This window comes from Sphingomonas albertensis, assembly GCF_014358075.1.
In the GTDB taxonomy this organism is placed as follows: Bacteria; Pseudomonadota; Alphaproteobacteria; order Sphingomonadales; family Sphingomonadaceae; genus Sphingomonas; species Sphingomonas albertensis.
This window is the reverse complement of the sequence record NZ_JACONT010000050.1, coordinates 1-25,792: the sequence shown is the minus strand read 5'-3', so window position 1 is coordinate 25,792 and position 25,792 is coordinate 1. Positions and strand designations below refer to the sequence as shown.

Annotated in this window: 23 protein-coding genes; 16 read left to right on the top strand and 7 right to left on the bottom strand. The window is 66.7% G+C overall.

Annotated features, from left to right (window positions below; translation table 11 throughout):
- Positions 1 to 73 precede the first annotated feature (73 nt).
- From hisH to H8S47_RS17130, 7 genes are all read left to right on the top strand, one after another.
- The gene (gene hisH, locus H8S47_RS17160; RefSeq protein WP_187504993.1) at positions 74 to 676 is read left to right on the top strand and encodes an imidazole glycerol phosphate synthase subunit HisH; all 603 of its coding nucleotides are present in this window, start codon (positions 74 to 76) and stop codon (positions 674 to 676) included.
- Positions 673 to 1,410 (top strand): 1-(5-phosphoribosyl)-5-[(5-phosphoribosylamino)methylideneamino]imidazole-4-carboxamide isomerase, encoded by a 738-nt coding sequence (gene hisA / locus H8S47_RS17155; protein ID WP_187504992.1) that lies wholly within the window; start codon positions 673 to 675, stop codon positions 1,408 to 1,410. Before hisH ends, hisA begins: the two co-directional genes overlap by 4 nt.
- Positions 1,411 to 1,648: 238 nt before the next feature.
- Positions 1,649 to 2,437 carry an imidazole glycerol phosphate synthase subunit HisF gene (gene hisF, locus H8S47_RS17150; RefSeq protein WP_187504991.1) on the top strand — a complete coding sequence of 263 codons (789 nt, stop codon included), beginning with the start codon at positions 1,649 to 1,651 and terminating at the stop codon, positions 2,435 to 2,437.
- Positions 2,438 to 2,442: 5 nt separating this feature from the next.
- A complete protein-coding gene (locus H8S47_RS17145; protein ID WP_187504990.1) occupies positions 2,443 to 2,652 on the top strand; it encodes a hypothetical protein in 210 nt (69 codons plus the stop codon).
- A 32-nt stretch (positions 2,653 to 2,684) separates the two neighbouring features.
- Entirely contained in the window at positions 2,685 to 3,005 is a 321-nt protein-coding gene (locus H8S47_RS17140; protein WP_187504989.1) for a phosphoribosyl-ATP diphosphatase, read from the top strand.
- Between the two features lie 140 nt (positions 3,006 to 3,145).
- Positions 3,146 to 3,523, top strand: coding sequence for a histidine triad nucleotide-binding protein (locus tag H8S47_RS17135; protein ID WP_187504988.1), 378 nt, complete (start codon positions 3,146 to 3,148; stop codon positions 3,521 to 3,523).
- Positions 3,524 to 3,634: 111 nt separating this feature from the next.
- A complete protein-coding gene (locus H8S47_RS17130; RefSeq protein ID WP_187504987.1) occupies positions 3,635 to 5,173 on the top strand; it encodes an amino acid permease in 1,539 nt (512 codons plus the stop codon).
- A gap of 106 nt (positions 5,174 to 5,279) precedes the next feature.
- Here H8S47_RS17130 and H8S47_RS17125 read toward each other — a convergent pair whose 3' ends face one another.
- Complete coding sequence (locus H8S47_RS17125; protein ID WP_187504986.1) at positions 5,280 to 6,278, bottom strand: adenosine kinase; 999 nt, start codon at positions 6,276 to 6,278, stop codon at positions 5,280 to 5,282.
- A 600-nt stretch (positions 6,279 to 6,878) separates the two neighbouring features.
- Here H8S47_RS17125 and H8S47_RS17120 point away from each other — a divergent pair.
- The 3 genes from H8S47_RS17120 (at position 6,879) to H8S47_RS17110 (ending at position 8,376) form a co-directional block, all read left to right on the top strand.
- A complete protein-coding gene (locus tag H8S47_RS17120; protein ID WP_187504985.1) occupies positions 6,879 to 7,583 on the top strand; it encodes an EI24 domain-containing protein in 705 nt (234 codons plus the stop codon).
- Positions 7,580 to 7,951, top strand: coding sequence for a hypothetical protein (locus H8S47_RS17115; protein ID WP_187504984.1), 372 nt, complete (start codon positions 7,580 to 7,582; stop codon positions 7,949 to 7,951). The genes H8S47_RS17120 and H8S47_RS17115 overlap by 4 nt, the downstream gene beginning before the upstream one ends.
- Before the next feature lie 173 nt (positions 7,952 to 8,124).
- On the top strand, positions 8,125 to 8,376 hold the full coding sequence (locus H8S47_RS17110) for a hypothetical protein (protein WP_235983016.1): 252 nt from the start codon (positions 8,125 to 8,127) through the stop codon (positions 8,374 to 8,376).
- Between the two features lie 317 nt (positions 8,377 to 8,693).
- Here H8S47_RS17110 and queG read toward each other — a convergent pair whose 3' ends face one another.
- Positions 8,694 to 9,830, bottom strand: coding sequence for a tRNA epoxyqueuosine(34) reductase QueG (queG, locus tag H8S47_RS17105; RefSeq protein WP_187504982.1), 1,137 nt, complete (start codon positions 9,828 to 9,830; stop codon positions 8,694 to 8,696).
- Positions 9,831 to 9,874: 44 nt separating this feature from the next.
- On the opposite strand from queG, the gene H8S47_RS17100 reads away from it, so the two are divergent.
- From H8S47_RS17100 to msrB, 4 genes are all read left to right on the top strand, one after another.
- Complete coding sequence (locus H8S47_RS17100) at positions 9,875 to 10,801, top strand: ABC transporter ATP-binding protein (protein ID WP_187504981.1); 927 nt, start codon at positions 9,875 to 9,877, stop codon at positions 10,799 to 10,801.
- Positions 10,798 to 12,033, top strand: a complete 1,236-nt coding sequence (locus tag H8S47_RS17095; RefSeq protein ID WP_187504980.1) for an ABC transporter permease — start codon at positions 10,798 to 10,800, stop codon at positions 12,031 to 12,033. Before H8S47_RS17100 ends, H8S47_RS17095 begins: the two co-directional genes overlap by 4 nt.
- 213 nt (positions 12,034 to 12,246) lie before the next feature.
- The gene (locus H8S47_RS17090) at positions 12,247 to 13,485 is read left to right on the top strand and encodes a cytochrome P450 (protein WP_187504979.1); all 1,239 of its coding nucleotides are present in this window, start codon (positions 12,247 to 12,249) and stop codon (positions 13,483 to 13,485) included.
- 61 nt (positions 13,486 to 13,546) lie between these two features.
- Positions 13,547 to 14,035, top strand: a complete 489-nt coding sequence (gene msrB / locus H8S47_RS17085; RefSeq protein WP_235983014.1) for a peptide-methionine (R)-S-oxide reductase MsrB — start codon at positions 13,547 to 13,549, stop codon at positions 14,033 to 14,035.
- Positions 14,036 to 14,417: 382 nt separating this feature from the next.
- Here the strand turns inward: msrB and H8S47_RS17080 are convergent, their stop codons facing one another.
- From H8S47_RS17080 to H8S47_RS17065, 4 genes are all read right to left on the bottom strand, one after another.
- Positions 14,418 to 15,035: a CHAP domain-containing protein gene (locus H8S47_RS17080; RefSeq protein WP_187504977.1), complete on the bottom strand. Its 618-nt coding sequence runs from the start codon at positions 15,033 to 15,035 to the stop codon at positions 14,418 to 14,420.
- 136 nt (positions 15,036 to 15,171) lie between these two features.
- A complete protein-coding gene (locus tag H8S47_RS17075) occupies positions 15,172 to 17,061 on the bottom strand; it encodes a M1 family metallopeptidase (protein ID WP_187504976.1) in 1,890 nt (629 codons plus the stop codon).
- 205 nt (positions 17,062 to 17,266) lie between these two features.
- Positions 17,267 to 18,715, bottom strand: coding sequence for an MFS transporter (locus tag H8S47_RS17070; RefSeq protein WP_235983012.1), 1,449 nt, complete (start codon positions 18,713 to 18,715; stop codon positions 17,267 to 17,269).
- Complete coding sequence (locus H8S47_RS17065; RefSeq protein WP_187504975.1) at positions 18,712 to 19,539, bottom strand: SDR family NAD(P)-dependent oxidoreductase; 828 nt, start codon at positions 19,537 to 19,539, stop codon at positions 18,712 to 18,714. The genes H8S47_RS17070 and H8S47_RS17065 overlap by 4 nt, the downstream gene beginning before the upstream one ends.
- 132 nt (positions 19,540 to 19,671) lie before the next feature.
- Between H8S47_RS17065 and H8S47_RS17060 the strand changes: the two genes are divergently transcribed.
- A complete protein-coding gene (locus tag H8S47_RS17060) occupies positions 19,672 to 20,460 on the top strand; it encodes an SDR family oxidoreductase (RefSeq protein ID WP_187504974.1) in 789 nt (262 codons plus the stop codon).
- Positions 20,461 to 20,618: 158 nt separating this feature from the next.
- Here H8S47_RS17060 and H8S47_RS17055 read toward each other — a convergent pair whose 3' ends face one another.
- Entirely contained in the window at positions 20,619 to 22,874 is a 2,256-nt protein-coding gene (locus H8S47_RS17055; protein WP_187504973.1) for an NADP-dependent malic enzyme, read from the bottom strand.
- 349 nt (positions 22,875 to 23,223) lie between these two features.
- On the opposite strand from H8S47_RS17055, the gene mutS reads away from it, so the two are divergent.
- Positions 23,224 to 25,792: DNA mismatch repair protein MutS (mutS, locus tag H8S47_RS17050; RefSeq protein WP_187504994.1), on the top strand; the 2,569-nt coding region annotated here is incomplete at its 3' end.

Below are 25,792 nucleotides of genomic sequence, written 5' to 3'. Positions count from 1 at the left end.
CGCCGCTAGGGACGCTCATCACCTGCCAACTGGCCGACCCACCCCCTACCCCCCCCTTCCAGGGAGGGGGGCTATGTTAGCTCTCATCGATTATGGCGCGGGGAATTTGCACTCGGTCGAGAACGCGCTGCGGACGGCGGGGTGTGTCGATCTGGTCGTGACGTCGGACGCCGATCTGGTCGCCAAGGCCGAGCGGATCGTGCTGCCAGGCGTTGGCGCGTATGGCGCGTGTGCGGCGGCGTTGCGTGCGGTGCCGGGGATGGTCGAGGCGCTGAACCGACGGGTGCGCGACGAGGGCACACCGTTTCTCGGGATCTGCGTCGGCATGCAGTTGATGGCCGATGCGGGCGAGGAAATGGGGACGCATGCCGGGCTCGGATGGGTGCCGGGACGCGTGCGGCGGCTGGAGCCGGGGACCGTGGAAGCAAAGGTGCCGCATATGGGCTGGAACGACGTCGTTCCATCCACGCCGCATCCGCTGATCGAGCCGGGCGAGGCGTATTTCCTGCACAGCTTTGCGTTCGAAGGGGCGGACGTGCTCGCGACGACCGAGCATGCCGGCGCGGTCACCGCGGCGATCGGTCGCGACACGATGATCGGCGTGCAATTTCATCCTGAGAAGAGCCAGCGCTATGGCCTGGCCTTGCTCGAACGATTCCTGGAGTGGCGGCCGTGAGCCTGATTATTTTCCCCGCAATCGACCTCAAGGCGGGTCAGGTGGTGCGTCTCGCCGAGGGCGATATGGACCGGGCGACGGTGTACGGCGACGATCCTGCGGCGCAGGCGATGCTGTTCGCCGACGCTGGCGCGGGGCATCTGCACGTGGTCGATCTCGACGGCGCGTTTGCGGGGGCTTCGGTCAATGGCGATGCGGTGCGGTCGATCGTCGCGCAGTTTCCGGGGCATGTGCAGCTTGGCGGCGGGATCCGGACGCGGGCCAGCGTCGAGGGCTGGTTCGATCTGGGCGTGTCCCGCGTGGTGATCGGTACGGCGGCGCTGGAGGACCCCGAGTTCGTGCGCGGCGTGGCGAAGGATTTCCCCGGCGGGATCGTCGTCGCGGTCGATGCGAAGGACGGCATGGTCGCGACCAAGGGTTGGGCGGATGTTTCGACGACGACTGCCGTCGATCTGGCGCGGCGGTTCGAGGATGCTGGGGTGGCGTCTTTGCTGTTCACCGATGTCGGGCGTGACGGGATGCTGAAGGGGTGCAACGTCGAGGCTACGGTCGACCTGGCGCGGGCGGTGGACATTCCGGTGATCGCCAGCGGCGGGGTCAAGGGGATTGCCGAGATCCACGTGCTGGCTTTGCATGTGCGCGATGGTGTCGAGGGCGTGATTACCGGGCGGGCTTTGTACGACGGCCGGCTCGATCTCGCGGCGGCGTTGAGCGTGGCGAAGGCAGCAGGATGATTCACGCGGAGACGCGGAGACGCGGAGGAAGCGAGAGCTGTTCGCGCAGAGACGCAGAGAGCGCGGAGGCAGTGCGCGGCAGCATTCACTGTTTCCTCACTGGCGACAGAACCCTGCCCGCCCCGGCGCGCCCCTTCTTCTCTGCGTTCTCTGCGCCTCTGCGCGAAAAATTCTTAGCGGCTTTGCCGCGTCTCCGCGTCTCCGCGTCTCCGCGTGAACACATTCTTCGGCGCGTCGCATGACGGTTCGTGCGCGTGTGATCCCATGTCTCGACGTCGCCGATGGGCGCGTGGTGAAGGGCGTGAACTTCGTCGAACTGCGCGACGCCGGCGATCCGGTCGAGCAGGCACGGGCTTATGATGCGGCCGGGGCGGACGAGCTGTGCTTCCTTGATATCGGTGCGAGCCATGAGGGTCGGGGGACGATCCTCGACGTCGTACGACGGACCGCGGCGGTGTGCTTCATGCCGCTGACCGTCGGTGGCGGCGTGCGGACGGCGGACGATGCGCGCGCGCTGTTGCTGGCCGGGGCGGACAAGGTGGCCGTGAACTCCGCGGCGGTGGAGCGGCCGGAACTGGTCGCGGATATCGCCGAGCGGTTTGGCAGCCAGTGTTGCGTCGCGAGCGTGGATGCGCGACGGTCGGGTGAAGGCTGGGAAGTGTTCACGCATGGCGGCCGGCGCGCGACCGGGATCGATGCGATCGCGCATGCCTTGAAGCTCGCCGAATTGGGAGCTGGCGAGTTGCTCGTCACGTCGATGGACCGCGACGGGACTCGCAGCGGTTACGACCTCGACCTGATCCGCGCGATTTCCGACCGTGTCGGCGTGCCGGTGGTTGCGAGCGGCGGTGTTGGCGGGCTCGACGATCTGGTGGCGGGGATTCGCGACGGGCATGCGAGCGCGGTGCTAGCGGCGTCGATCTTTCACTTCGGGCAGGCGTCGATCGGCGATGCGCATGCCGCGCTGGCAGCGGCGGGGATTCCGGTGCGGACGCCGGTTGGCGCTGCGCTTCCCCCGGGCGCCTGACGGGCGTGTCGGTGCTCGCCATCCTCGCGGTCGAATCGGGGCATAGCGGCATCGCGCATCCGCCGACCGGGCTGGCGATGTCGGACGTCGCGCTGTTCGTGTTTGCGGCGATCGGCGTCTGGCTGGTGCGCCGGGCTTTGCGCAAGCGGTTCATCGAGGCCCGTCGACGCAACCTTGCCGATCGTGAAGCAGCGGGTCCACCCAAGAAGGATTGACCCGCCTGCCCGGCTGCGTCAGCACGCCGCGCATGGCAGACCCCGTATTCGACCGCCTCGAGGCGACCATCCGCGCGCGCCGCGATGCGCCCGCCGACACCAGCTATACCGCCAGCCTGTTCGCCAAGGGCCGGCCCAAGATCGCGCAGAAACTGGGCGAGGAAGCCGTCGAGACGGTGATCGCCGCGTGCTCCGGCGACGAAACGAGCATCGTGCCGGAAGCGGCGGATCTGATGTTCCACCTCGCCGTGTTGCTGGCGGATGCGGGGCTGAGTCTGGACGATGTGCGGGCTGAACTGGAACGGCGCGAGGGGGTCGGCGGGCTGGTCGAGAAGGCCGGGCGGACCGGCTGACCGTGCATCGTCATTCCCGCGGAGGCGGGAACCCAGACTGGCTAACGCCGCAGTGAGATCAGAAATGTCTGAGGTTATGGGTCCCCGCCTTCGCGGGGATGACGGAAGTGGGTATGCTTCCGGGAAAGGAGCCCTGCCACATGCCGATCGACGCCACCCAGCCCTATGACGACCAGAACATCTTCGCAAAGATCTTGCGCGGCGAGATCCCGTCGAAGCGCGTCTACGAGGACGACTTCGCGATCGCTTTCCACGACATCAACCCGCAGGCGCCGACGCACCTGCTCGTGATCCCCAAGGGTGCGTACGTATCCTGGGACGATTTCTCCGCGCGGGCGCCCGATGCCGAGATCGCCGGGTTCATCCGCGCGGTCGGCACCGTCGCGCGCGCCGCGGGACTGGTCGAGCCGGGCTATCGCCTGCTCGCCAACATCGGCCGGGACGGGCACCAGGAGGTGCCGCATCTGCATGTTCATGTCTTCGGCGGGCGCCCGCTCGGTCCGATGCTCGCGCAATAGCGCAGCTTTCCGCCACTAAAGGATTGCACGTAATAAAATTGCCATTAGGCTCGCCGGCTTGAGCAAGGGGGCCATGTTGACCGGCCCTCGTCATCCCCGGGGGGTACCGAATTGATTTTTGGTCGCGTAAAATCGCTGGACGCCATTCTGGCGACGGCGGAGAAGAAATCGCTCCACCGATCGCTGGGTGCGTTCCAGCTTACCATGCTCGGCATCGGCTGCGTGATCGGCACGGGCATCTTCGTGCTGACCTCCGCCGCCGCGCAGAAGGCCGGGCCGGGCATGATCCTGAGCTTCATCGTCGCCGGCGCGGTCTGCGTCGTCGCGGCACTCTGTTATGCCGAGATCGCGGCGATGGCACCGGTCGCCGGCTCCGCCTACACCTATACCTATTCGGTGATGGGCGAGCTGCTCGCCTGGACCGTCGGCTGGGCCCTGATCCTCGAATATGCCGTCGCCGCGAGCGCCGTGTCGGTCGGGTGGTCCGGCTATTTCTCGGGCTCGATCCTGCGAGAAACGTTCGGGATAGACCTGCCCCTCTGGCTGGCAGCAGGACCGTACGTGCCCGGCGGGTTCATCAACCTGCCCGCGGTCGTCATCTCGCTGCTCGTCACGTGGCTGCTGATGATCGGCACCACGGAAAGCGCACGCGTCAACGCGGTGCTGGTGACGATCAAGGTCGTCGCGTTGACCGCCTTCGTCGCGCTGACGTTGCCGAAGACGCATGGCGGTAATTTCGAGCCGTTCCTTCCCACCGGCATCCTCGGCAGCAACGGCCTCGGCGTGGTCGGTGCGGCGGCGACGATCTTCTTCGCCTATGTCGGCTTCGACGCTGTCTCGACCGCGGCGGAGGAAACCAAGGATCCGCAGCGAAACGTGCCGATCGGCCTGATCGCGTCGCTCGGCATCTGCACCGTGTTCTACATGCTGGTCGCGGCGGGCGCGATCGGGACGATCGGTGGTCAGCCGCTGTTCGGGGCGGACGGCGTGCCGTTCACGACGGGCTCGCCGGAACTGGCGCGCGCATGCCTCATTCCGGCCAACGCGCAGGCGCTGGTATGCTCGAATGAGGCGCTCGCGCACGTCCTTCGCCAGATCGGCTATGCGAACGTCGGCAACTGGATGGGCTACGCCGCGGGGCTCGCGCTGCCGTCGGTGATCCTGATCCTGATGTTCGGCCAAACCCGCATCTTCTTCGTGATGAGCCGCGACGGCCTGTTGCCGGAAGTGCTGAGCCGCGTGCATCCGAAGTGGAAGACGCCCTATATCGTGACCGCGATCACCGGCGTGTTCGTGGCGTTCGCCGCGGCGTTCCTGCCGGTCGGCCAGCTCGCGGACATCGCCAATGCGGGCACGCTGTACGCGTTCATGATGGTCGCGATCGCGCTGCTGATCCTGCGCAAGCGCGAGCCGAACCGGCATCGTCCGTTCCGCACGCCGGCCGCATGGATCGTCGCACCACTGACGATCGTCGGCTGCATCGGGCTGTACTTCTCGCTGCCGTACGAGGCCATGGCGGTGCTGCCGATCTGGGGCGCGGTCGGGCTCGTGATCTACTTCCTGTATGGCTATCGGAAGAGCTATCTGGGTCGCGGAATGGCCGATGGTGGCGAGACCGACATCGACATGGCGCCGCCCGGCGCGCACTGACACTGGACGCGAAAAGGGCCGCGGGAGGAAACTCCCGCGGCCCTTTTTTTGTGTTTCGTAGCCAACTCGTCATCCCCGCGGAGGCGGGGATGACGACGGGGCGGGTTCAGCCGATGTGCTTGGCGGCGAGCGCCTTCATGTCGACCATCGGGCGGGCGCCGACATGGCTGATGATCTCGGCCGCGCAGACCGCACCGAGCTTCAGCGATGCGTGCAGGTCATAGCCCTGTGCCTGGCCGTGGAGGAAGCCGGCCGCGAACAGGTCGCCGGCGCCGGTGGTGTCGACGACCTTGGCGATCGGCTCGGCCTTCACCTCGGCGCGGTTGCCGTTCTGGAGCGCACAGGCACCGTGCTCGCCGCGGGTGACGACCAGGGTCGGGACCTGGGCGGAGATCTTGGCGACGCCGGCGTCGAAGTCGTCGGTCTCGGCGAGCGCGGCGAGTTCGCTCTCGTTGGCGAACAGGATGTCGATCAGGCCATCGCTGAGCAGCTGGCGGAAATCACCGCCGTGGCGCGAGATGCAGAACACGTCGCTGAGTGTGAAGGCGACTTTCCGCCCTGCCCCGCGCGCGCAATCGATCGCGGCACGCATTGCGGCGCGCGGCTCTTCCGGATCCCAGAGATAGCCTTCGAGATACAGGATCGCGCTGTCGGCGATCATCGCGGTGTCGATCGCGGTGGCGGGGAGGAACTGGCCGGCGCCGAGGAAGGTGTTCATCGTGCGCTGGCCGTCGGGGGTGACGAAGATCAGGCAGCGTCCGGTGGTCGGGTCGCCGGGACGGACCGGGGTGGCGAACTCGATGCCGATGCTGCGGACGTCATGCGCGAAGACCTGCCCGAGCTGGTCGTCGGCGACCTGGCCGATGAATCCGCATTTGCCGCCGAGCGCGGCGATGCCGGCGACGGTATTGGCGGCCGAGCCTCCCGAGATTTCCATGCCCGGGCCCATCTTGGCGTAGAGCGCGTCGGCTTCTTCCGAGGAGAACATCAGCTGCATCGAGCCCTTGGCGACGCCGATCTCGTCGATGAACGCGTCGGTGGCGGTGCTGAGGATGTCGACGATGGCATTGCCGATCGCGACGACGTCGTAAGTTGGGTTGGACAAGGCGGAACTCCGGGGATGCGGGGAAAACGCTTGCCGTAAATGGCGGGGGGGATTGGTGCAACTGGTGTGGGGGGTGCGCGCGGACGTGGCCAACGCCATAGAGACCGTCGGAACAGATGTCGTCTGGTGGCGAGCTACCACCCCGGCGGAGGCCGGGGCCCAATTGGAAAGGTGGTCGTAACGGAACGCCGCATCACGTTAGCGGCGTCCCCCAATTGGGCCCCGGCCTCCGCCGGGGTGGCGGCCTTGCTTGCTGGTTTCCGCGATCTAGTCGGTTTTTTCGGTGACGCCGGTCATGGCGGTCACGGCGGTCACGGCGGTCACGGCGGTCACGGCGGTCACGGCGGTCAAGTCTGCACAGCCGGTGTTGGTCGATCCATGCGCCCGTTGTGGCCGCGCCTTCCTGTTCCCTCGCGAACGCGGGGGTCCAGGGTCTCGGGCAGTGTGCTTGGTTCAGCTGGGCCCCCGCGTCCGCGGGGGAACGGGTCATGCGTTCTTTCAGAGATCGCGCTTTCAGAAATCGCGCTGTCACAAATCGCGCGCACCTCCAAATCTCGGAGCTTCGTTGACCTTGCGGCGCCCCCGCGTCATCCCGTCCACATGATCCGCGCCCTCCTCCTTTCGCTCCGGCAGCTCACCGATCCGCCGGTTCTCCGCGTGTTCGTGAAGTCGATGGCGGTGACGTTGCTCGTGTTCGCCGTGGCGGGCGTCGGTGTGTGGTGGGGGACGCAGGCGGCGTTGGCGGCGTGGCTCGGCTGGGACGCGGACGGGCTGGCGGCGGCGTTCGCGCTGTTCGTCACGATCCTGGCGCTATGGCTGCTGTTCCGCGCGGTCGCGATCGCGGTCGTCGGCGTGTTTGCAGACGAGGTGGTCGCGGCGGTCGAGGCTCGGCATTATCCCGAGGCGCTGAAGACCGCCCGCCCCGTGCCCTTCGCGCGCAGCCTCACGATGGGGCTCCGGTCGGCAGGCCGCGTGGTGCTCGTCAACCTGCTGATGTTGCCCGTCTACGTCGCGCTGCTCGTCACCGGAGTCGGCACCGCGGCCGCGTTCTTCGTCGTCAATGGCTGGCTGCTCGGGCGCGATCTCGGCGACATGGTGGCGGCGCGGCACATGGACGCGGCGGCGATGCGGGGCTGGCGTGCGACGACGAAGGGCGGGCGGTTCATACTGGGGCTTGCGAACACCGGGCTGTTCGTGGTTCCGATCCTCAACATCGCCGCGCCCGTGCTGGGGGCAGCGATGGCGACGCATTATTTCCACACCCGGTATTCCCGTACCCCGTATCTCGATAAGGGCCGAGCATGACGCGATTGACCACCATAGCCGTCGCGCTGGCGCTCGGCGGCGGCCTCGCGGGTTGCGCGGCCCCGGTCACCAAGCCCGCGGTCGGGCGCCCGGCGATCCCGTATACGAGCGTCGGCCTGGAGCGCGTGCTGGGGCAGGACGCCGCCGGCCTGACCACGCTGTTCGGCCAGCCCGACGCCGATGTCCGGGAAGGCTCGGCACGCAAACTCCAGTTCCAGAGCGGCATCTGCGTGCTCGATGCGTATCTGTATCCCAAGGGATCGGACGCCCCCCGCGTGACCTATCTCGACGCGCGCGAACCCGACGGCAGCACGATCGACCGCGCCAGTTGCGTGGCGGCGCTGACCCGGCGCGAGGGTGGACGGTAGCGGCGGATTTCGCCCAAACCCAGACATTCACCGGCCTGCACTGCGTTTACGAGTGCAGACGTTCGTTCATCACATTTCCCGAAAGTAGCAGCACCCTAGACGGCGCCTCACTGCCTACCCATGTGGCAATATGAAAGGGGACCAACATGGTCAGTACATCAAATGATGGCATAATGTCCGAGTATCTCGTAAAGTACGGCTTGGCGAAAACGAGCGAGCGTGAGCGGCCCACGGACTTGCTAGAGACGCTTTATATCTCGGAGCGCTTTCAAGCTGGTGATGATCTTAAGACGGTCCGTGAAAATTACGATCACGGTGTATGGAACGGTGTGCCAAGTTCCGAGGTAGATCGTCGTTTAGCCGCGTTGGACGTTTTTATGATCGAGCTTGCCCGCAACCGGGCGACGATGTGGGGCATCAACTAGGTACCAATGCGCGTCCGGTAACGGGTGACAGCTACCGTTACCGGACCGAATGCTCTCCTTCCCACTACGGACAACGAATTCTTACGAGCAGTTGTTCTCGCAGAAAGTCGCAACGACGTAGATGATGAAGAGAAACGGTACGAGCAGAACGGCTAGGCAACCCCAACCGAGTGCTTTGTAAACGGGGCTGGGTGGATCGCTCCAGCGCGGCGGGTCCCTGTCTTGATCGTCAATCATGTCGTTATCATAGCTGTGGCATCAACAGGCACAACGGCAGCTTTCCTCCCCAAATCGGACGTCGCTTGATCGTCACGCGTCTACGCGGCGCAGGTCCATTCGGTGACGACGGAGTCGTCGGCTTCTCGGGGTAGAAGGCGGCGGCGCTCGGCCTGACAGCGTAGGTCGTCGAGCCGGGCAAGTGCCCATATCGCAGCACCTCGGACTATCGGGGCTTCGTCGGCGAGCAGCTCGACAACCGGTTCGACCAGCGCCGGATCGCCGCTGTTGCCCGCTGCGATCAGCGCGTTGCGGATCATCCGGTCGCGGCCGATGCGCTTGATGGGGGAGCCGGCGAAGACCGTGCGGAAGGTGGCGTCGTCGAGCGCGAGGATGTCGGCCAGTTCCGGTGCGACCAGTTCGGCGCGGGGGTGGAAGGCCAGGTTCGCGTTGGCCGAGGCGGCGAACTTGTTCCAGGGGCACACCGCGAGGCAGTCGTCGCAGCCGTAGATGCGGTTGCCGATCGCAGCACGGAATTCGTGCGGGATCGGGCCGGCATGCTCGATCGTCAGGTAGGAAATGCAGCGGCGGGCGTCGAGTTGGTACGGCCGCGGGAAGGCGTCGGTCGGGCATGCGGTCTGGCAGGCGTCGCAACTGCCACAGGTGTCGACGCCGCCGCGGTCCGGTTCCAGGTCCAGCGTCGTGTAGATCGCGCCGAGGAACAGCCAGCTCCCATGCTCCCGGCTGACGAGATTGGTGTGCTTGCCCTGCCAGCCCAATCCGGCGGCTTCGGCGAGCGGCTTCTCCATCACCGGCGCGGTGTCGACGAACACTTTCAGGTCGAACGGCGGCAAGTCTCGTCCCGCTTCCGCCGCCAACCAACGCCCGAGGGCCTTCAGTTGCCGCTTCACGACATCATGATAATCCGGCCCCTGCGCGTAGACGGAAATGCGCCCTACCCCGCCCTCGTCCGCCAGCCGCAGCGGATCGTCCTTCGGCGCGTAGCTCATCCCGAGCGCGATGACGCTGCGCACTTCGGGCCAGAGGCCGGCGGGGCTTTCGCGGTGGTGCTTGCGCTCCTCCATCCAGATCATGTCGCCGTGCCGCCCGTCCGCGAGCCATTCATGCAGCCGTTCGCCGGCACGCGGCGCGGCATCGGCGTGCGCGATCCCACAGGCGGCAAAACCCAATTCGGCCGCTTTGGCCTTAAGTCGGTGTTCCAGCTTGTCTTGCGCCACGTACGCCCGCTACCACGACGTCACCCTCGGTAGGAAGATTGCGCGTGAACGATGAATGGGCAGTCACCGCGAGCGGGATCGTGAAGCGGTTCGGCGACCGGCGCGTGGTCGACGGGGTCGACATCATGGTGCCATGCGGCTCGGTGTACGGCGTACTGGGGCCGAACGGCGCGGGCAAGACGACGACGCTGCGCATGCTGCTCGGGATCATCGAGCCCGACGAGGGATCGCGCACGCTGCTCGGCTACGACAATCCGCGCGATGCGAGCGACCGGGTCGGCTATCTCCCCGAGGAGCGCGGACTGTACCCGGCGATGAAGGCGCGCGAGGCGATCGCGTTTCTGGGTGCGCTCCGCGGGCTCGACTGGAAGACCGGCCGCGAGCGTGCGGTGGTGCTGATGGAGGCCGCCGGGCTGGGCCATGCGGTCGACGAGAAAATCCGGAAACTGTCGAAGGGCATGGCGCAACTCGTGCAGCTGCTCGGATCGGTGGTGCACCAGCCCGACCTGCTCGTGCTCGACGAGCCGTTTTCGGGGCTCGATCCGGTCAACCAGGAGCGCCTTGAGAAGCTGATCCTCAACGAGCGCGATCGCGGCGCGACGATCCTGTTCTCGACGCATATCATGAGCCATGCCGAACGCCTGTGCGACCGCCTTGCGATCATCGCCGGCGGCAAGCGGCGGTTCGAGGGGACGGTGGCGGATGCGCGCGGAATCCTGCCGCAGCGGGTGCATTATACGCCGCATCGGCCTGATCCCGCGATCCGCGGCGTGCTGCCGGCGGATGCGGTGGCGGATGGGGATAGCTGGCGGTTCGAGCTGCCGAACGAAGGAATCGAGAGCTTGCTCGTGAGACTGATCGACGCGGGATACGGGATTTCGGGGCTGTCGATCGAGCGGCCCGGGTTGCACGAGGCGTTCGTCCGGATCGTCGGCCAGCATGGCGACGTCGCGCAGGAGCAGGCGGCATGAGCCGTTTTCGCCGCACCCTCCGCCAGACCTTCACGATCGCGCGGCGCGACTTCATCGCCACGGTGTTCACGCCGATCTTCCTGCTGTTCCTGTTCGCGCCGGTCATCATGGGATCGTTCGGCGCGATCGGTGGGCTGGGCGCGGCGAGCGTCAGCGGTGGTGCGCAGGACAAGACGCGGATCATTGCGATCGTCCCCGCTGCGACGTCGCGGCCGATCGCCGAAGCCGATACGCGATTGCGCGGGATGTTCCGCGAGGACGAGGCACCGCCGGCGCTGACCACCGTCGCGCCGTTGGCCGATCCGGCGGCGCAGGCGCGCGCGGCGTTCGAGACGAAGGATATCGATGCGTCGGCGGTGATCTACGGTCCGCTCGATGCGCCGCAGATCCTGTATGGTCCGCGAGGAAAGCGCTCGGCGGATTATCTCGGGTTGCTGGCGCAGACGACGCTGGCCGCGCAGAAGCTCGGCGGCACGCTGCCCGCGATCGCCGCGACCAAGACGCAGATCACGCGCTCGACCACCTCGGTCGGGGGCCAGCATCAATCCGCCTTCTTCGCGGTGTTCGGGATCTTCTTCCTGACGCTGTTCCTGTCGGGCCAGGTCGTCGGCACAATGGCCGAGGAGCGCAACAACAAGGTGATCGAGGTGCTCGCCGCCGCGGTGCCGCTGGAATCGGTGTTCTTCGGCAAGCTGATCGGGATGTTCGGCGTCGCGGTGCTGTTCGTCGCGTTCTGGGGCACCGTGGTCACGCAGATCACGACGCTGATGCCGGCGGGCGCGGCGGCGGCGCTGGGCGACCTGGCGCCGGCGGTCGGCGGTCCGATGTTCGCGCTGCTGTTCGCCGCGTATTTCAGCATGGCGTATCTGCTGCTCGGGTCGGTGTTCCTGGGCGTCGGGGCGCAGGCCTCAACGATGCGCGAGATCCAGATGCTGTCGTTGCCGATCACGATCCTGCAGGTCGCGATGTTCGGGCTGTCGTCGGCGGCAGTCTCGCGGCCGGGAAGCTGGATCGCGACGGTCGCCGAGCTGTTCCCGCTGTCGTCGCCGTTCGCGATGGCCGGGCGTGCGGCGAACTCCGCCGAACTGTGGCCGCATGTCGCGGCGCTGGCGTGGCAGGCTCTGTGGGTGACGATCTTCATCACGGTCGGTGCACGGCTGTTCCGGCGGGGGGTGCTGCAATCCGGGAGTGCGCGGCCGTTCTGGCGTCGCAAGGCAAAGGCGGCGGCATAGGTTTTTGGATTCCTCCCCCGCCAGGGGGAGGTGGCGCCGAAGGCGACGGAGGGGGAGGCAGGCGCCACACCTGTTCCGTGTCCTCCCCCTCCGTCTGGCAAGCGCCAGCCACCTCCCCCTGGCGGGGGAGGATCGCGTAGGCACAATCCGGAGGAGCCTGTTGACATAAGTGTCAGCAAAGCCTTTCCTGTGGCAAAACACGGGAGAGAGACAATGGCGACTCTGGTGAGAGACGTGGCGCAACACGCGGTCGATCCGCTCGATGTGAGCCGCGCCGAGCTGTACCGCGACGATGTGTGGCAGGCGCCGTTCGCCAAGCTGCGGGCCGAGTCGCCGGTCCATTATGTCGAGCATTCCGACTATGGGCCGTACTGGTCCGTCTCGAACTACAAGGGCATCGTCGAGGTCGAGTCGCTCCCCGACCTCTATTCGTCCGAAGCCGGCGGCATAACGATCGCCGATTTCGTCGCGGAGCGCGATGTCCGCATGCCGATGTTCATCGCGCGCGACCGCCCGGTGCACACGGGTCAGCGCCGCACCGTCGCGCCCGCCTTCACGCCGAGCGAGATGACGCGGATGTCGGGCGATATCCGCCGCCGCACCGCGGACATGCTCGACAGCTTGCCGTGGAACACGCGCTTCGACTGGGTGGATACCGTCGCAATCGAACTGACCACGCAAATGCTCGCGATCCTGTTCGATTTTCCGTGGGCCGATCGCCGCAAGCTGACCCTCTGGTCGGACTGGGCAGGCGACATCGAGATCGTGAAGAACGAGGAACTGCGTGCGCAGCGGCTCGCGCACATGTTCGAATGCGGTTCGTATTTCAAAGGGTTATGGGACGCGAAGATCGATAAGCCGCCAACGCCCGACCTCATCTCGATGATGATTCATTCGGACGCGATGAGCCACATGGATCACAACGAATTTATCGGTAATCTCATCCTGCTGATCGTCGGCGGCAACGATACGACGCGCAATTCGATGTCGGCGCTGGCGTATGGGCTGGACAAGTTTCCGGAGTCGCGCGCGAAGCTGGAGGCGGATCCGACGCTGATCCCGAACGCGGTCAGCGAGATCCTGCGCTGGCAGACCCCGCTTGCGCATATGCGCCGGACCGCGACTGCGGATGCGGAATTGATGGGGCAGCAGATCAAGGCGGGGGACAAGCTCGCGCTCTGGTACATCTCGGCGAACCGCGACGAGAGCGTGTTCGGCGACGATGCGGATGCCATCGTGGTGGATCGGCCGAACGCTCGGCGGCATCTGGCGTTCGGGCACGGCATCCACCGCTGCGTCGGCGCACGGCTCGCCGAGATGCAGATCGCGATCCTGCTGGAGGAGATGGCAGCACGGCGGATGCGGATCAACGTGCTCGCCGAGCCTACGCGGGTCGCGGCGTGCTTCGTGCACGGGTATCGCACGCTGCCGGTGGAAATCAGCAAATACTGAGGAATGGCATCACCTTATCCGGTGGTTCGGCCGTACCTATATCCGAACCATGGAGACGAACATGACCCAGGACCGCCGCGCTTTTCTCACGCTTGCCGGGGCGGGTGCCGCTGGCTTTGCCTTGTGGGGGTGCTCGTCGCAGCCTGCGCAGGCTGCGGAGCGATTCGAGGTGACGCTGACCGATGCGCAGTGGCGCAAGAAGCTGTCGCCGGATGCGTATAACACGCTGCGCAAGGAGGGTACCGAGCGGCCCTATTCCAGCCCGCTGAATGGCGAGCATCGCGCGGGGATATTCTCGTGCGGCGGGTGCGCGTTGCCGAACTTCTCGTCGAAGACCAAGTTCGAGAGTGGGACCGGGTGGCCTAGCTTCTGGCAACCGCTGCCTAACGCGGTGCGGACGCGGGTGGATTCGACGCTGGGGATGGCGCGAACCGAGGTGCATTGCCGGCGGTGTGGCGGGCATCTCGGGCACGTCTTCGACGATGGGCCCAAGCCGACCGGGAAGCGGTATTGCATGAATGGCGATGCGCTTACGTTCAAGGCGGCTTGAGGGCGCTCACCCTCGGGCCATTCGCTCCATTTTACTTAGGCTTGTGTCCCCGCGAAGGCGGGGACCTAGACTGGAATCCCGCCTTCGCGGGAGAACAAGAGGGTACGCTGCCCGGCGCGCTGTTTTTGCCCCCCCCCGGCGAAGGCCGGGGTCCAATTGGGAAGCGTTGCTGATCGAATGCCGCGCTTCGTTACTGCGACCTCACCAATTGGACCCCGGTCTTCGCCGGGGTGTCTTTTGAGTAGGTTGGAGTGCTGAACTAATCGGAGGTGATCAGTAACCGGGCAGTAACCTGGGGCCAGTAGCGGAACGTCAGACTGCTGATGTCGGAGCCGGCGGGGAATGCCGAAGCGAGCCCCGCACCCCACCCCAAAGGCAAACCTCAGTTCGCCTCGTTCACCAGCGTGAAGATGCCGCGGGGGTCGGTGGGGCCGTGCTGGATCGTCGCAAGCTGTGCGGCGTTGGCGCGCTGCGTTGCGGTGACGGTGCGGGTGGCGCTGGCCATCTGGTACGAGGGCTGCGTATCGAGCGTGTCGCCGGCGGGGGCGTGGCCCGAATAGATGAAGCCCTTGGTCGGGTACACCGAGGTGCCGAGGTCGCCCTGCGGACCGTACCAGACCTTGACCTTGCTCCAGTCGCCGGCGTCCGAGACGTCGATCGCGCGGACGTTGGTCTCGACGGCGCCGGGGCGCGACCAGTTGGCGTGGGTGAGGAGGACTTCGCGGTCGCTGACGACCTTCGAGACCATCGCGACATGGCCGACGCGCATCCGCGAGGTCGGCGAGAAAGCGAGGACCGAACCGGCCTTAGGGCTGTGGCCGCGCTCGTAGCGCCCAGCGGCCTGATCCCACCAGGTGTTTGCGTTGCCGCGGATTTCGATCCCCGAAACCGAGCGGGCGAACGTGACACACTGCCAGAACTGGGCTGCTGCCGGTGTGGCCGTCATCAGGCCGCACGATACCACCAGCGCAAAACGCGCTGCTAACGCCTTGAAATTCATCGAGACCCCCCGGCCAAAACCCGTTCGTCACAGTCTGGCTACGGGAGGTTCGATTTAATTGAAATACGCGGCGGAACCATATCCGACGAAGCGTGTTACCGCGCCGACCAACGCCCGAAACAGGGCCCCGTCAGGCTCAGTTCATCAGTTTCCAGCCGGTTATGCGGTCCACGGTGACCTGCGTGACCGCATGATAGCCCGGCCGCGCCTTGCCGTAGATGTCCATCGCCAGCTTGTGACCCCAGTCGCCCGAGTCCATCATCTGCTGGAACAGCGGCGCGACGAACTTGCGCCTCCCCTGCGAGGTCAGGAACTGCTCGACCGAGGCGTTGGCAGGCGCATAGTGATTGGCAAGCGCGAGTTGCAGCCAGGCGAAGCGGATCTCCGAATTGCCCGTCGTGTTCCAGCCGAACGCGTCGTCGAGCGTCTTCAGCCGTTCGGCCGGAAGTTTGCGCGGAAGCTGCGTGATGAAGCGCGTGATCTCCTGCGTGGTCGCCTTGCCCGGAACCGCCGACACCGCCCCCCCTGCCGCGTAGGCCTTCGCCGCCGCATCGACCGCAGGGAACGCGGCGGACGTCACATGCACCGCGTTCGCCGGGATACCGGGTTGGTAGACCCACGTGTCGACGCCGATCGTCTTCGCCTCGGCGGGGGTCAGCAGCTTCGACTTGAGGTCGGCGAGGAAGCCGGCGCTGGTCTGCGGCTGGAAGGCGTGGCGGTCGAAATAGCTGCGGAGGTATGCATCCCACCGTGCACGACCGACCTGTTTCTCGATCGTGCGGAGGAAGGCCGCGCCCTTGTCATAGGCGATCTGCGTCATGCCGTCGTCGGGATCGCGCGATGCGTCTAGCTCGAGGTGGAGTTGCGTGTCCGTCGCGGCGGGGCCGCCGGTCTCCTTCACCGCGGCGAGCATGTCGGTCCAGGCGAGGTCGGCCTCCATGTCGGCGCGGCGCTTACCGTACAGCGCCTCCATGATCCGGTTCTCGAAATAGCTGGTGAAGCCTTCGTTGAGCCAGAAATCGTCCCACGTCGCGTTCGTCACGAGGTTGCCGGACCAGCTGTGTGCGAGTTCGTGCGCGATCAACGAGACGAGGCTGCGGTCGCCGGCGATCGCGGTCGGCGTGGCGAAGGTGAGCGTCGGGTTTTCCATGCCGCCGAACGGGAACGACGGCGGCAGGACCAGCACGTCGTAGCGGCCCCAGCGATACGGGCCGTACAGCCCTTCCGCGGCGGCGACGAATTTCTCGAGCTCGCCGAATTCATAGGCGGCCTTGGCGAGCGTCGCGGGTTCGGCCCAGATGCCGGTGCGCGGGCCGGTCGACTTGAACGCGATGTCGCCGACCGCGAGTGCGATCAGGTACGGCGCGACGGGCTTGTCCATCTTGTATGCGAAGGTGCAGCGATCGGCGGTGCAGGTTTTACCCGCCGCATCGGCGACACGGTCCCCGCTCATCACCGCGGTCAGCTGCTTGGGGACGGCGATCTTGGCTTCCCAGGTCTGGCGGATGCCGGGGGAGTCCTGCGTCGGAATCCAGCTGCGGTTGAGGATCGCCTCGCCCTGGCTGAACAGGAACGGCTGTTTCTTGCCCGCGGTCTGCGCGGGGGTGAGCCATTGCAGCGCCTTCGCGTCGGGGGACGAGGCGTAGGCGATGCGGATCTTCTTCGCGCCGTTGAGCGTGACGGTCAGCGGTGCGCCGTGGATCTTGTCGACCGCGCCGACCGAGTAGGGCAGCGGCTTGCCGGTGGCGTCGGTGATGTTGACGATCTTCAGCCCATTGTCATCGAGCACGACCTGTTTGGCGCCGGGGGCCGCGAGGATGTCGAGAGTGGCGATGCCGCGGATGACGTGGGTGTCGAAGTCGGCGGCGAGATCGAGCGCGACGTGCGTGACGCGGGCCTCGGTAGGGCGGGCGTAGCTGTGCGGGTCGCGGGCGTCGGGGGTGGTAAGGATCGGGGCTATCGTCTGTGCGACGGCGGGGGATGCTAGGACGAGCGTCAGGGCGGTGGCTAGTGCGGGGATGCGCATGGGAACTCCGATGGTGCCGTTGCCCGGCGATTGGGGCGGCCAAGCCTCGGTCCTACCGTGCGGGTCCGCTTGCTGGAAGGGTAACTGTCACCGTCCTGCTCCCTCCCTGGAAGGGAGGGGTTGGGGGTGGGTCGGTCTGTTGGCTTACGGAGCGCTCGACAAGCCGCCCCACCCCCGGCCCCTCCCTTTCAGGGAGGGGGGAAGATTAGGGTTCTCGTGGGGCTGCATCGAGGCTGGGCGCGCCGGCCAGTCTCGCTAACCGAGCCTCATGCTCTACCCGCCCGAACGGGAAACGCGAGAAGAAGAACGCGGAGACGCAGGCCAGCGCGATGTAGAGCCCCGCGTAGATCAGCGTGAGGCGATCAATCGTCCCCACCGGGACCGTGCCCGGCGTAGCCTTGGCCGGGAAGCCCGCCACTGCGAGGATCATCCCGGCGAAAAATATCCCGATCCCGCTCGTGCATTTCTGGACGAAGAACGAGCCCGCGAAGAACACGCCTTCGGACCGCCGGCCCGTCTTCGCCTCCGAATCCTCGACCACGTCCGCCATCATCGACGCGCCGAGGATGAACCCGGTGACGTTCGACGCGGTGCCGAGGATGAAGAACCCGAACAGCATCGGCAGCAGCGTGGCATCGCCGACCTCCGGAAACACGCCGAGCATGCGCAGCCAATAGGGCGAGGTGTTGAGCGCAGCCCCGCATAGCACCGCGGTCATCGCCGCCTTGGGCTTGCTGGCGGATTTTCCGAGCCGGGGCGCCGCCAGGAACGCGAGAAAGACGCCCGAAAACAATGCGATGGTCAGATATACGAAGGTCGGGCCCTTGAAGCCCCATACGTAGATATAGAGGTAATTCGACATCGCGTAGCTGATGCCCTGGATCGTGTAGGCGCAGACACCCGCCGCCATCAGGATCGCGAAGGCGCGGTTCTTCACCGTTTCGCGCAGTTCGGCGAAGGAATCGCGCAGAGTCTGGCGGGCGATCGGGGCGTGGGGGAGATGCTTGATCTCGTGGTGCGTGCCGAGCGCCGACACGAGGATCGCGACACCGATGAGCAGCGCGCCCGCGAGCGCGAAGCCACTGTAACCGGCGCGGTTGAGCAGACCGTTGGGGAACGCGGCGGTGGGCGCGAGGAAATATTTGTACGCGGACAGCAGCATCAGCAGACCGCCGACCCAGCCGAACAGATAGCGATACGCCATGATCCGCGTGCGCTCGTCATAGCCGGAGGTCAGCTCGGGAGTCAGCGCGACCGACGGAACCTCGTAGCAACTCACCGCAGTGCGCACGAGCACCGCCATCGCGAACAGCCAGACCAGCGTCTGCGGCTCCGACATGACCGAGGGCGGGTTCCAGAGCAGCAGCCAGCCGACCATGATCGGTAGCGCGGAGGCGTACATCCAGGGATGCCGCCTGCCCCATCTGGTTCGCGTGCGATCGGAGAAGAAGCCGACCGCGGGGTCGACGAACGCATCGATCAGCAGCGCCATCATGATGACGAGGCCGACGGTGGCGGAGGGCAGCCCGACGACCTGGTTGTAGAACAGCAGCAGGAACGTGCCGAACCCGGCGTCCTTCACTCCGTAGGCGACCGCGCCGAAGCCGTAGCTCGCCATCGTGCCGTTCGATAGGCGGCGGCCCGATCCGGTCATTTCAGTTTGTCGAGAATTGCGAACAGCGAGGGTTGCGCAGGGTCCCAGCTCGGTCGCGTGCCGATCGTCATGCCCCCGTCGATCAGGATGTGCGTGCCGGTAATGAAGCTGGCGTCCTCGCTGGCGAGGAACGCGACCGCGGCGGCGATGTCTGCACCGGTACCGGGGCGGCGGATCGGTTGTGCGTCTGCGGCGATATGCGCGATCATCGCGTCGGCCTTGGTCGTCTTGTCCTCATCGAGTTCAAGCGTGCGCGTGAAGATGTTGGTGACGATGAAGCCGGGTACGACGGCATTCACCCGGATCCTGTGCTGCGCGAGATCCGCGGCGGCTTGCTTGGTGAGGTGGAGGACGCCGGCCTTGGCGGTGGAATAGGCGGTCGGTGCGTAGCCTGTGCCGAGCGCGGACACCGACGAGGTGTTGACGATCGCGCCACCGCCGCGCTTGGCCATCAGCGGCGCAGCATAGCGGATACCGAGTGCCACCGAGCGGAGGAGGAGCGCCTGGGTGCGGTCCCAATCCTCCGGGGAAATTTCGCCGATCGGATCGCGCGAGCCGCCCGCGCCGGCGTTGTTGAACAGGATGTCGAGCCCGCCTGCATCGTCGGCGGTCTGCATCAACGCCTCGATATCGCCGGCCTGGAGCACGTCGGTACGCTGGAAGAGGATGCGGCCACCGGATGCGTCGGCGAGCGCTTGGCCACCGGCTTCGTCGATGTCGCCGATCAGGACGGTGGCGCCTTCGTCGGCGAGTCGGAGTGCGGTCGCCCGGCCGATACCGGACGCGCCGCCGGTCACGACGGTCCGCTTGCCTGAAAACCTCACACGCACTCTCCTGCTCTTTTTGGCGAGCATAGTATGGCTTCTGCACTCGTCAATGATGGCGCGTTCGAAAAACGGGTTTGCGGCGGGCGGCGCTCGGCGATACCAAGCAGCCAAACATTCGGAGGATGCGTGATGGATACGACCAACCTGTTCCGGCTCGACGGCCGCGTCGCGCTGATCACCGGCGGCAGCCGCGGGATCGGCAAAATGATCGCCGCCGGCTTCATCGCGCAGGGGGCGAAGGTGTATATCTCGTCGCGGAAAGCCGATGTGTGCGAGGCGGCGGCGGCGGAGCTCGGGCCGAACTGCATCGCGCTGCCGCAGGACGTCTCGACGGTGGCGGGTTGCAAGGCGCTGGCGGCGCAGTTCGCCGAGCATGAAGGCAAGCTCGATATCCTGGTGAACAATGCGGGAGCGGCGTGGGGCGTGCCGTTCGAGGAATTTTCGGAGATCGGCTGGGATAAGGTCATGGACCTGAATGTGAAGTCGCCGTTCTTCCTCACGCAGGCGCTGCATGCGGCGTTGAAGGCGTCGGGATCGCGGGAGCGGCCGGCGAAAGTGATCAACATCACGTCGATCGACGGCCAGCGGCTCAATCCGTGGGAGACGTACAGCTATCATGCGTCGAAATCGGCGCTGATCTATCTTACGAAGCGGATGGCGGCGCGGCTGGTGACGGATTCGATCAACGTGACGTCGATCGCGCCGGGTGCGTTTGCCAGCGACATGAACAAGGCGGCGCGGGATCACGGCGATGCGGTGGCGCAGGGAATTCCGGCGAAGCGCGTCGGGGTCGACGAGGATATGGCGGGCGCGGCGATCTATCTGGCGAGCCGGGCTGGGGATTATGTGATCGGGGAGACGATTACCGTGGATGGCGGGCTGGTGCATGCGTCGCTAGGGACGTCGATCGACGCATAATCTTCTTTCCCTCGCCCCTTCGGGGAGAGGGAGGGAGCAGCTGCTTGGCTGCGGAAGGGAGAGGGGCGTTGGGATCAGCCGTCCCGAGCTTCACGCCCCTCTCCCTTCCCACGGCAAGTGCCGCGGGCCCCTTCCCTCTCCCCGTAGGGGCGAGGGAGTTAGCGGGCGATACCTCCTGCTGCGAGGACGGCCAGCGTAACCAGTTCGCTCGCGGTGCTAGTCATCGGGGCGACCTGGACGGGCTTTTCCATGCCGATGAGCATTGGGCCGATGACTGAGTCCCCGCCGAGTTCTCGGAGCAGTTTTGCCGAGATATGCGCCGACTGGAGCCCCGGCATGATCAGCACGTTCGCCGGCCCCGAGAGCCGCGCAAACGGATAGTTCGCCAGCTGCTTCGGGTTCAGCGCGACATCCGGCGCCATCTCGCCCTCGTATTCGAACCCGACCTTCCGCCCGTCGAGCACCGTCACCGCATCGCGGATGTTATCGAGCCACTCCCCCTTCGGATTGCCGAAGTTCGAATAGCTCAGGAACGCCACGCGAGGCTCATGCCCCATCCGCCGCGCGACCGCCGCGGTCTGTTCGGCGAAGTCCGCCAGTTGCTCGGCGGTGGGCCTCTCGTTGACCGTGGTGTCGGCGATGAACACCGTGTGGCTCTGCCCGACCAGCAGGTGAATACCGAACGGCGTCTTGCCCGCGACCGGATCGATCACGCGCCGGATCTGGCGCATCGTCTCGCCATAGGTGCGCGTGATGCCGGTGATCATCGCATCGCCTTCGCCGAGCTGGAGCAGCAGCGCGCCGAAGATGTTGCGGTCCTGGTTGACCATCCGCTCGCAATCGCGGCGCAGATACCCGCGGCGCTGGAGGCGGGAATAGAGGAAGTCGACCATCCGCGGCACCAGCGGCGAGACGCGGCTGTTGTGGAGTTCGAAGCTCTCGGGATCGGTGACGCCCAGTGCGCGCAACCGCTCGGGCACGTCGTCGCGGCCGACCAGCACCGGCGTGCCATAGCCGCCTTCCTTGAATGCGATGGCGGCGCGGAGGACGACTTCCTCCTCGCCTTCCGCGAAGATCACCCGCTTCGGGTGCGCCCGCGCGCCTTCATAGGCCATCGACAGGACAGAGGTGGTCGGGTTGAGGCGCGCCCTCAAGGAATGGCGATACGCTTCGATGTCGAGGATTGGCTTGGTCGCGACGCCCGAGGCCATCGCCGCCTTGGCGACCGCGACGGGGACGACCTCCATCAGACGCGGATCGAACGGCGCGGGGATGATGTACGTGGGGCCGAAGCTGTGGCTGACGCCGTATGCCGCGGCGACTTCTTCCGGCACGCGTTCGCGCGCGAGTTCGGCGATCGCGTTGGCGGCGGCGATCTTCATCGCGTCGTTGATGCCGGTCGCGCGAACGTCCAATGCACCGCGGAAGATGAACGGGAAGCCGAGCACGTTGTTGACCTGGTTCGGATAATCCGAACGGCCGGTCGCGACGATCGCATCGGGGCGCGCGGCCATCGCCAGTTCGGGGCGGATTTCGGGCTCGGGGTTGGCCATCGCGAAGATGATCGGTGCGGGCGCCATGTCCTTGACCATCTCCGGCGTCAGCGAGCCCGCCGCGGAGAGCCCCAGGAATACGTCGGCCCCGACCAGCGCCTCGGTCAGCGTGCGCGTTTCGGTGACCGCAGCGTGTGCCGACTTCCACTGGTCGACGCCCTCGCGGCCCTGGTAGATCACGCCCTTGCGGTCGCACAGGATGACGTTGTCGCCGCGCACGCCCATCGCCTTCACGAGCTCGGTGCAGGCGATCGCCGCGGCGCCGGCGCCGTTGACGACGATCTTGACCTCGGAGAGTTTGCGCCCCGTCAGCAGGCACGCGTTGATCAGCCCCGCGGCGGTGATGATCGCCGTGCCGTGCTGGTCGTCATGGAAGACCGGAATGTTCATCCGCTCGCGCAGGGCTTGCTCGATGATGAAGCATTCGGGTGCCTTGATGTCCTCGAGGTTGATCCCGCCGAACGTCGGCTCCATCAGCTCGACCGCGTCGATGAAGCGGTTCACGTCCTCGGTCTTCAGCTCGATGTCGATCGCGTCGACGTCGGCGAAGCGCTTGAAGAGGACCGCCTTGCCTTCCATCACCGGCTTCGACGCGAGCGGGCCGAGATTGCCCATGCCGAGGATCGCGGTGCCGTTCGAGATCACCGCGACGAGGTTACCCTTCGCGGTGTAGTCGTAGACGGTGGCGGGATCGTCGTAGATCGCCTGCACCGGCACCGCGACGCCGGGCGAGTAGGCGAGCGCGAGATCGCGCTGCGTCGCCATCGGCTTCGACGCGATGATCTCGATCTTCCCCGGACGGCCTTCCGAATGGAAGAGCAAAGCTTCGCGTTCGGAGAATTGCAGCGTTTCGTCGGACATGGGCGGGGGCCTCGCACGGTCGTTGGGATCTGGGGGACCTTCTAGGCAGGTGGCCGGCGTTCGTCACCCCGGACACTTCGCCCTAGTGAAGCGCCGCCACCTACCATCACCACCCCGGCGAAGGCCGGGGTGGTGATGGTGCGAGGTGGTAACAACCCCTTCTCCCCCTCGGGGAGAAGGTGGCGCGCATGCGCCGGATGAGGGGCGGTTGGGGTGAGTGCCCGAGCCTCACTCCCCCTCACCCTCCCACGCTTCGCGCGGGCCCCTCCCTCTCCCCTAGGGGAGAGGGGTTTTATGGGGCGCGGCTTTTCGCTACCCGCCGCTGATGTCGCATCCCGCCCCTACCCCCATGATGACGCAGTATCTCGGCCTGAAGGCGGAGGCGCAGGATTGCCTGTTGTTCTACCGCATGGGCGATTTCTTCGAATTGTTCATGGACGATGCGCGGGTCGCGGCGGGGGTGCTCGACATCGCGCTGACCGCGCGCGGCGAGCATGAGGGCAAGCCGATCCCGATGTGCGGCGTGCCGGTGCATGCGGCGACGGTCTATCTGCAACGCCTGATCAAGGCCGGCCACCGCGTCGCGATCGCCGAGCAGGTCGAGAGCCCGGCGGAGGCGAAGGCGCGCGGCGGTTCGAAGGCGCTGGTGGCGCGCGCGATCGTGCGGGTGGTGACGGCGGGAACGCTGACCGAGGAGGCGTTGCTCGACGCTCGCTCGGACAATTGGTGCGTGGCGATCGGTGAAGCTGGCGGGTCGGTGGCAATTGCGGCGGCGGACGTGTCGACCGGGCGGTTCGAGATCGTCGAGGTTGCGGGCGATGCGGTCGAGGCGGAACTCGCGCGGCTTGGCGCGGCCGAGGTTGTTGCGTCGGAGGCGAGTGCGTTCGAGGAAGCAGCGACGACGTTGCGCCCGAAGATAGACTTCGACAGCGGCGCGGGCGAGGCTCGGTTGAAGCGACTGTACGGCGTGGCGACGCTCGACGGGTTCGGGCAGTTCGGCCGCGCGGGGCTCGCCGCGGCGGGCGGACTGGTCGCGTATCTGGAGCATAATGCGAAGGGTGCGATGCCCTTCCTGCGACCGCCGCGGATCGGGCGGGCGGCGGAGACGATGGCAATCGACGCGGCCACGCGCGAGAGCCTGGAGCTGACCTGCACCACCGGTGGCGTGCGGAAGGGGAGCCTGCTCGACGCGGTCGATCGGACCGTCACCGGCGCCGGCGCACGGTTGCTGGGGGCGGATCTCGGGGCGCCATTGATGGACAAGGCGGCGATCGACGCGCGGCTCGATCTGGTGCGGTTGTTCCATGACGACCAGGCCGCGCGCGAGCGGTTGCGGTCGACGTTGCGCGCTCTGCCCGACATCGGCCGCGCGCTCGGGCGACTGGCGGCGGGGCGTGGTGGTCCGCGCGATCTAGGACAGCTGCGGGACGGGCTGGACGGCGCATGGAGCCTTGGCGAGCGGCTCGACGGCATCGTCGACCCACCGGTCTTGCTGCGGGACATCGCCCCAAGATTGCGCGGGCATGGCGCGCTGATCGACCTGTTGAAGCGCGCGTTGGTGCCGTCCCCACCGATCGAGGCATCCGATGGCGGCTATATCGCAGCGGGCTATGACGCGGCGCTCGACGATCTGCGCGATGCGGGAGCCGGCGGACGACGGGCGATCGCGGCGCTGGAGGCAGAGTTTCGGGCCTCGACCGGCGTGACCGCTTTGAAGATCAGGCATAATGGCGTGCTCGGCTATCATGTCGAGGTGCCGGCGCGGGCGGCGGATCCTCTGATGAAGCCCGAGAGCGGCTTCACGCATCGCCAGACGCTGGCCGGCGTGGTGCGGTTCAATACGCCTGCCCTGCACGAGGTCGCGGCGAAGGTGTCGCAGTCGGGCGCGCATGCGCTGGCGGCGGAGGCGGCGCATCTGGAGGAACTGACCGCGCAGGCTCTGGCGGGGCGCGAGGCGATTGCGGCGACGGCGGATGCGCTAGCGCGGCTCGACGTCGCGGCGGGGCTGGCGGAGCGCGCGGCGGAAGGCGCCTGGGCGCGGCCGTCGCTGGTCGATCATGCCTGCTTCGAGATCGACGGCGGGCGGCATCCGGTGGTCGAGGCCGCGGTCGCGAAGTCGGGCGACCGTTTCGTCGCCAACGACTGCAACCTGTCGGAAAGCTCGCGATTGTGGCTCGTCACCGGGCCGAACATGGGTGGTAAATCGACCTTCCTCCGCCAGAACGCGCTGATCGCAGTCCTCGCGCAGGCCGGGTCGTACGTGCCCGCAACCAAGGCCACCCTCGGGCTGGTCGACCGGCTGTTCAGCCGCGTCGGTGCATCCGACAACCTCGCGCGCGGACGATCGACGTTCATGGTCGAGATGGTCGAAACTGCGGCGATCCTGGCGCAGGCGACGCCGCGCAGCTTCGTGATCCTCGACGAAGTCGGGCGGGGCACGTCGACCTATGACGGCCTCGCGATCGCGTGGGCGGTGGTCGAGGCGATCCATGAGGACAATCGCTGCCGCTGCCTGTTCGCGACGCATTATCACGAGCTGACGCGGTTGGCGGAGCGGTGCGAGGCGCTGTCGCTGCATCATGTTCGCGCGCGCGAGTGGAAGGGAGAGCTGGTGCTGCTCCACGAACTCGCCGACGGGCCGGCGGATCGGAGCTATGGGCTGGCGGTCGCGCGGTTGGCGGGGATGTCGCCGGCAACGGTGGCGCGCGCGAAGGCGGTGCTGGCGAAGCTCGAGGCTGGGCGCGCGAAGACGGGTGGGCTCGCAGCGGGGCTGGACGACCTGCCGCTGTTTGCGGCGGCGGCGCAGGTCGAGGAGGCGGCGTGCGACGTGCTGCGCGAGGATCTGGCGAAACTCGACATCGACGCGATGAGCCCGCGGGATGCGCTGGAGGCGCTCTATCGGCTGAAGGCGCTCGCGA

Coding starts and splice junctions, on each gene's coding strand:
- H8S47_RS17080 (WP_187504977.1), bottom strand. CDS start 15,035: ATGAATTTCAAGGCGTTAGCAGCGCGTTTTGCGCTGGTGGTATCGTGC.
- H8S47_RS17135 (WP_187504988.1), top strand. CDS start 3,146: ATGCCGATCGACGCCACCCAGCCCTATGACGACCAGAACATCTTCGCA.
- msrB (WP_235983014.1), top strand. CDS start 13,547: ATGACCCAGGACCGCCGCGCTTTTCTCACGCTTGCCGGGGCGGGTGCC.
- hisH (WP_187504993.1), top strand. CDS start 74: ATGTTAGCTCTCATCGATTATGGCGCGGGGAATTTGCACTCGGTCGAG.
- H8S47_RS17070 (WP_235983012.1), bottom strand. CDS start 18,715: ATGACCGGATCGGGCCGCCGCCTATCGAACGGCACGATGGCGAGCTAC.
- H8S47_RS17075 (WP_187504976.1), bottom strand. CDS start 17,061: ATGCGCATCCCCGCACTAGCCACCGCCCTGACGCTCGTCCTAGCATCC.
- H8S47_RS17120 (WP_187504985.1), top strand. CDS start 6,879: ATGATCCGCGCCCTCCTCCTTTCGCTCCGGCAGCTCACCGATCCGCCG.
- H8S47_RS17090 (WP_187504979.1), top strand. CDS start 12,247: ATGGCGACTCTGGTGAGAGACGTGGCGCAACACGCGGTCGATCCGCTC.
- H8S47_RS17110 (WP_235983016.1), top strand. CDS start 8,125: ATGTCCGAGTATCTCGTAAAGTACGGCTTGGCGAAAACGAGCGAGCGT.
- H8S47_RS17115 (WP_187504984.1), top strand. CDS start 7,580: ATGACGCGATTGACCACCATAGCCGTCGCGCTGGCGCTCGGCGGCGGC.
- H8S47_RS17095 (WP_187504980.1), top strand. CDS start 10,798: ATGAGCCGTTTTCGCCGCACCCTCCGCCAGACCTTCACGATCGCGCGG.
- H8S47_RS17055 (WP_187504973.1), bottom strand. CDS start 22,874: ATGTCCGACGAAACGCTGCAATTCTCCGAACGCGAAGCTTTGCTCTTC.
- hisF (WP_187504991.1), top strand. CDS start 1,649: ATGACGGTTCGTGCGCGTGTGATCCCATGTCTCGACGTCGCCGATGGG.
- H8S47_RS17140 (WP_187504989.1), top strand. CDS start 2,685: ATGGCAGACCCCGTATTCGACCGCCTCGAGGCGACCATCCGCGCGCGC.
- H8S47_RS17060 (WP_187504974.1), top strand. CDS start 19,672: ATGGATACGACCAACCTGTTCCGGCTCGACGGCCGCGTCGCGCTGATC.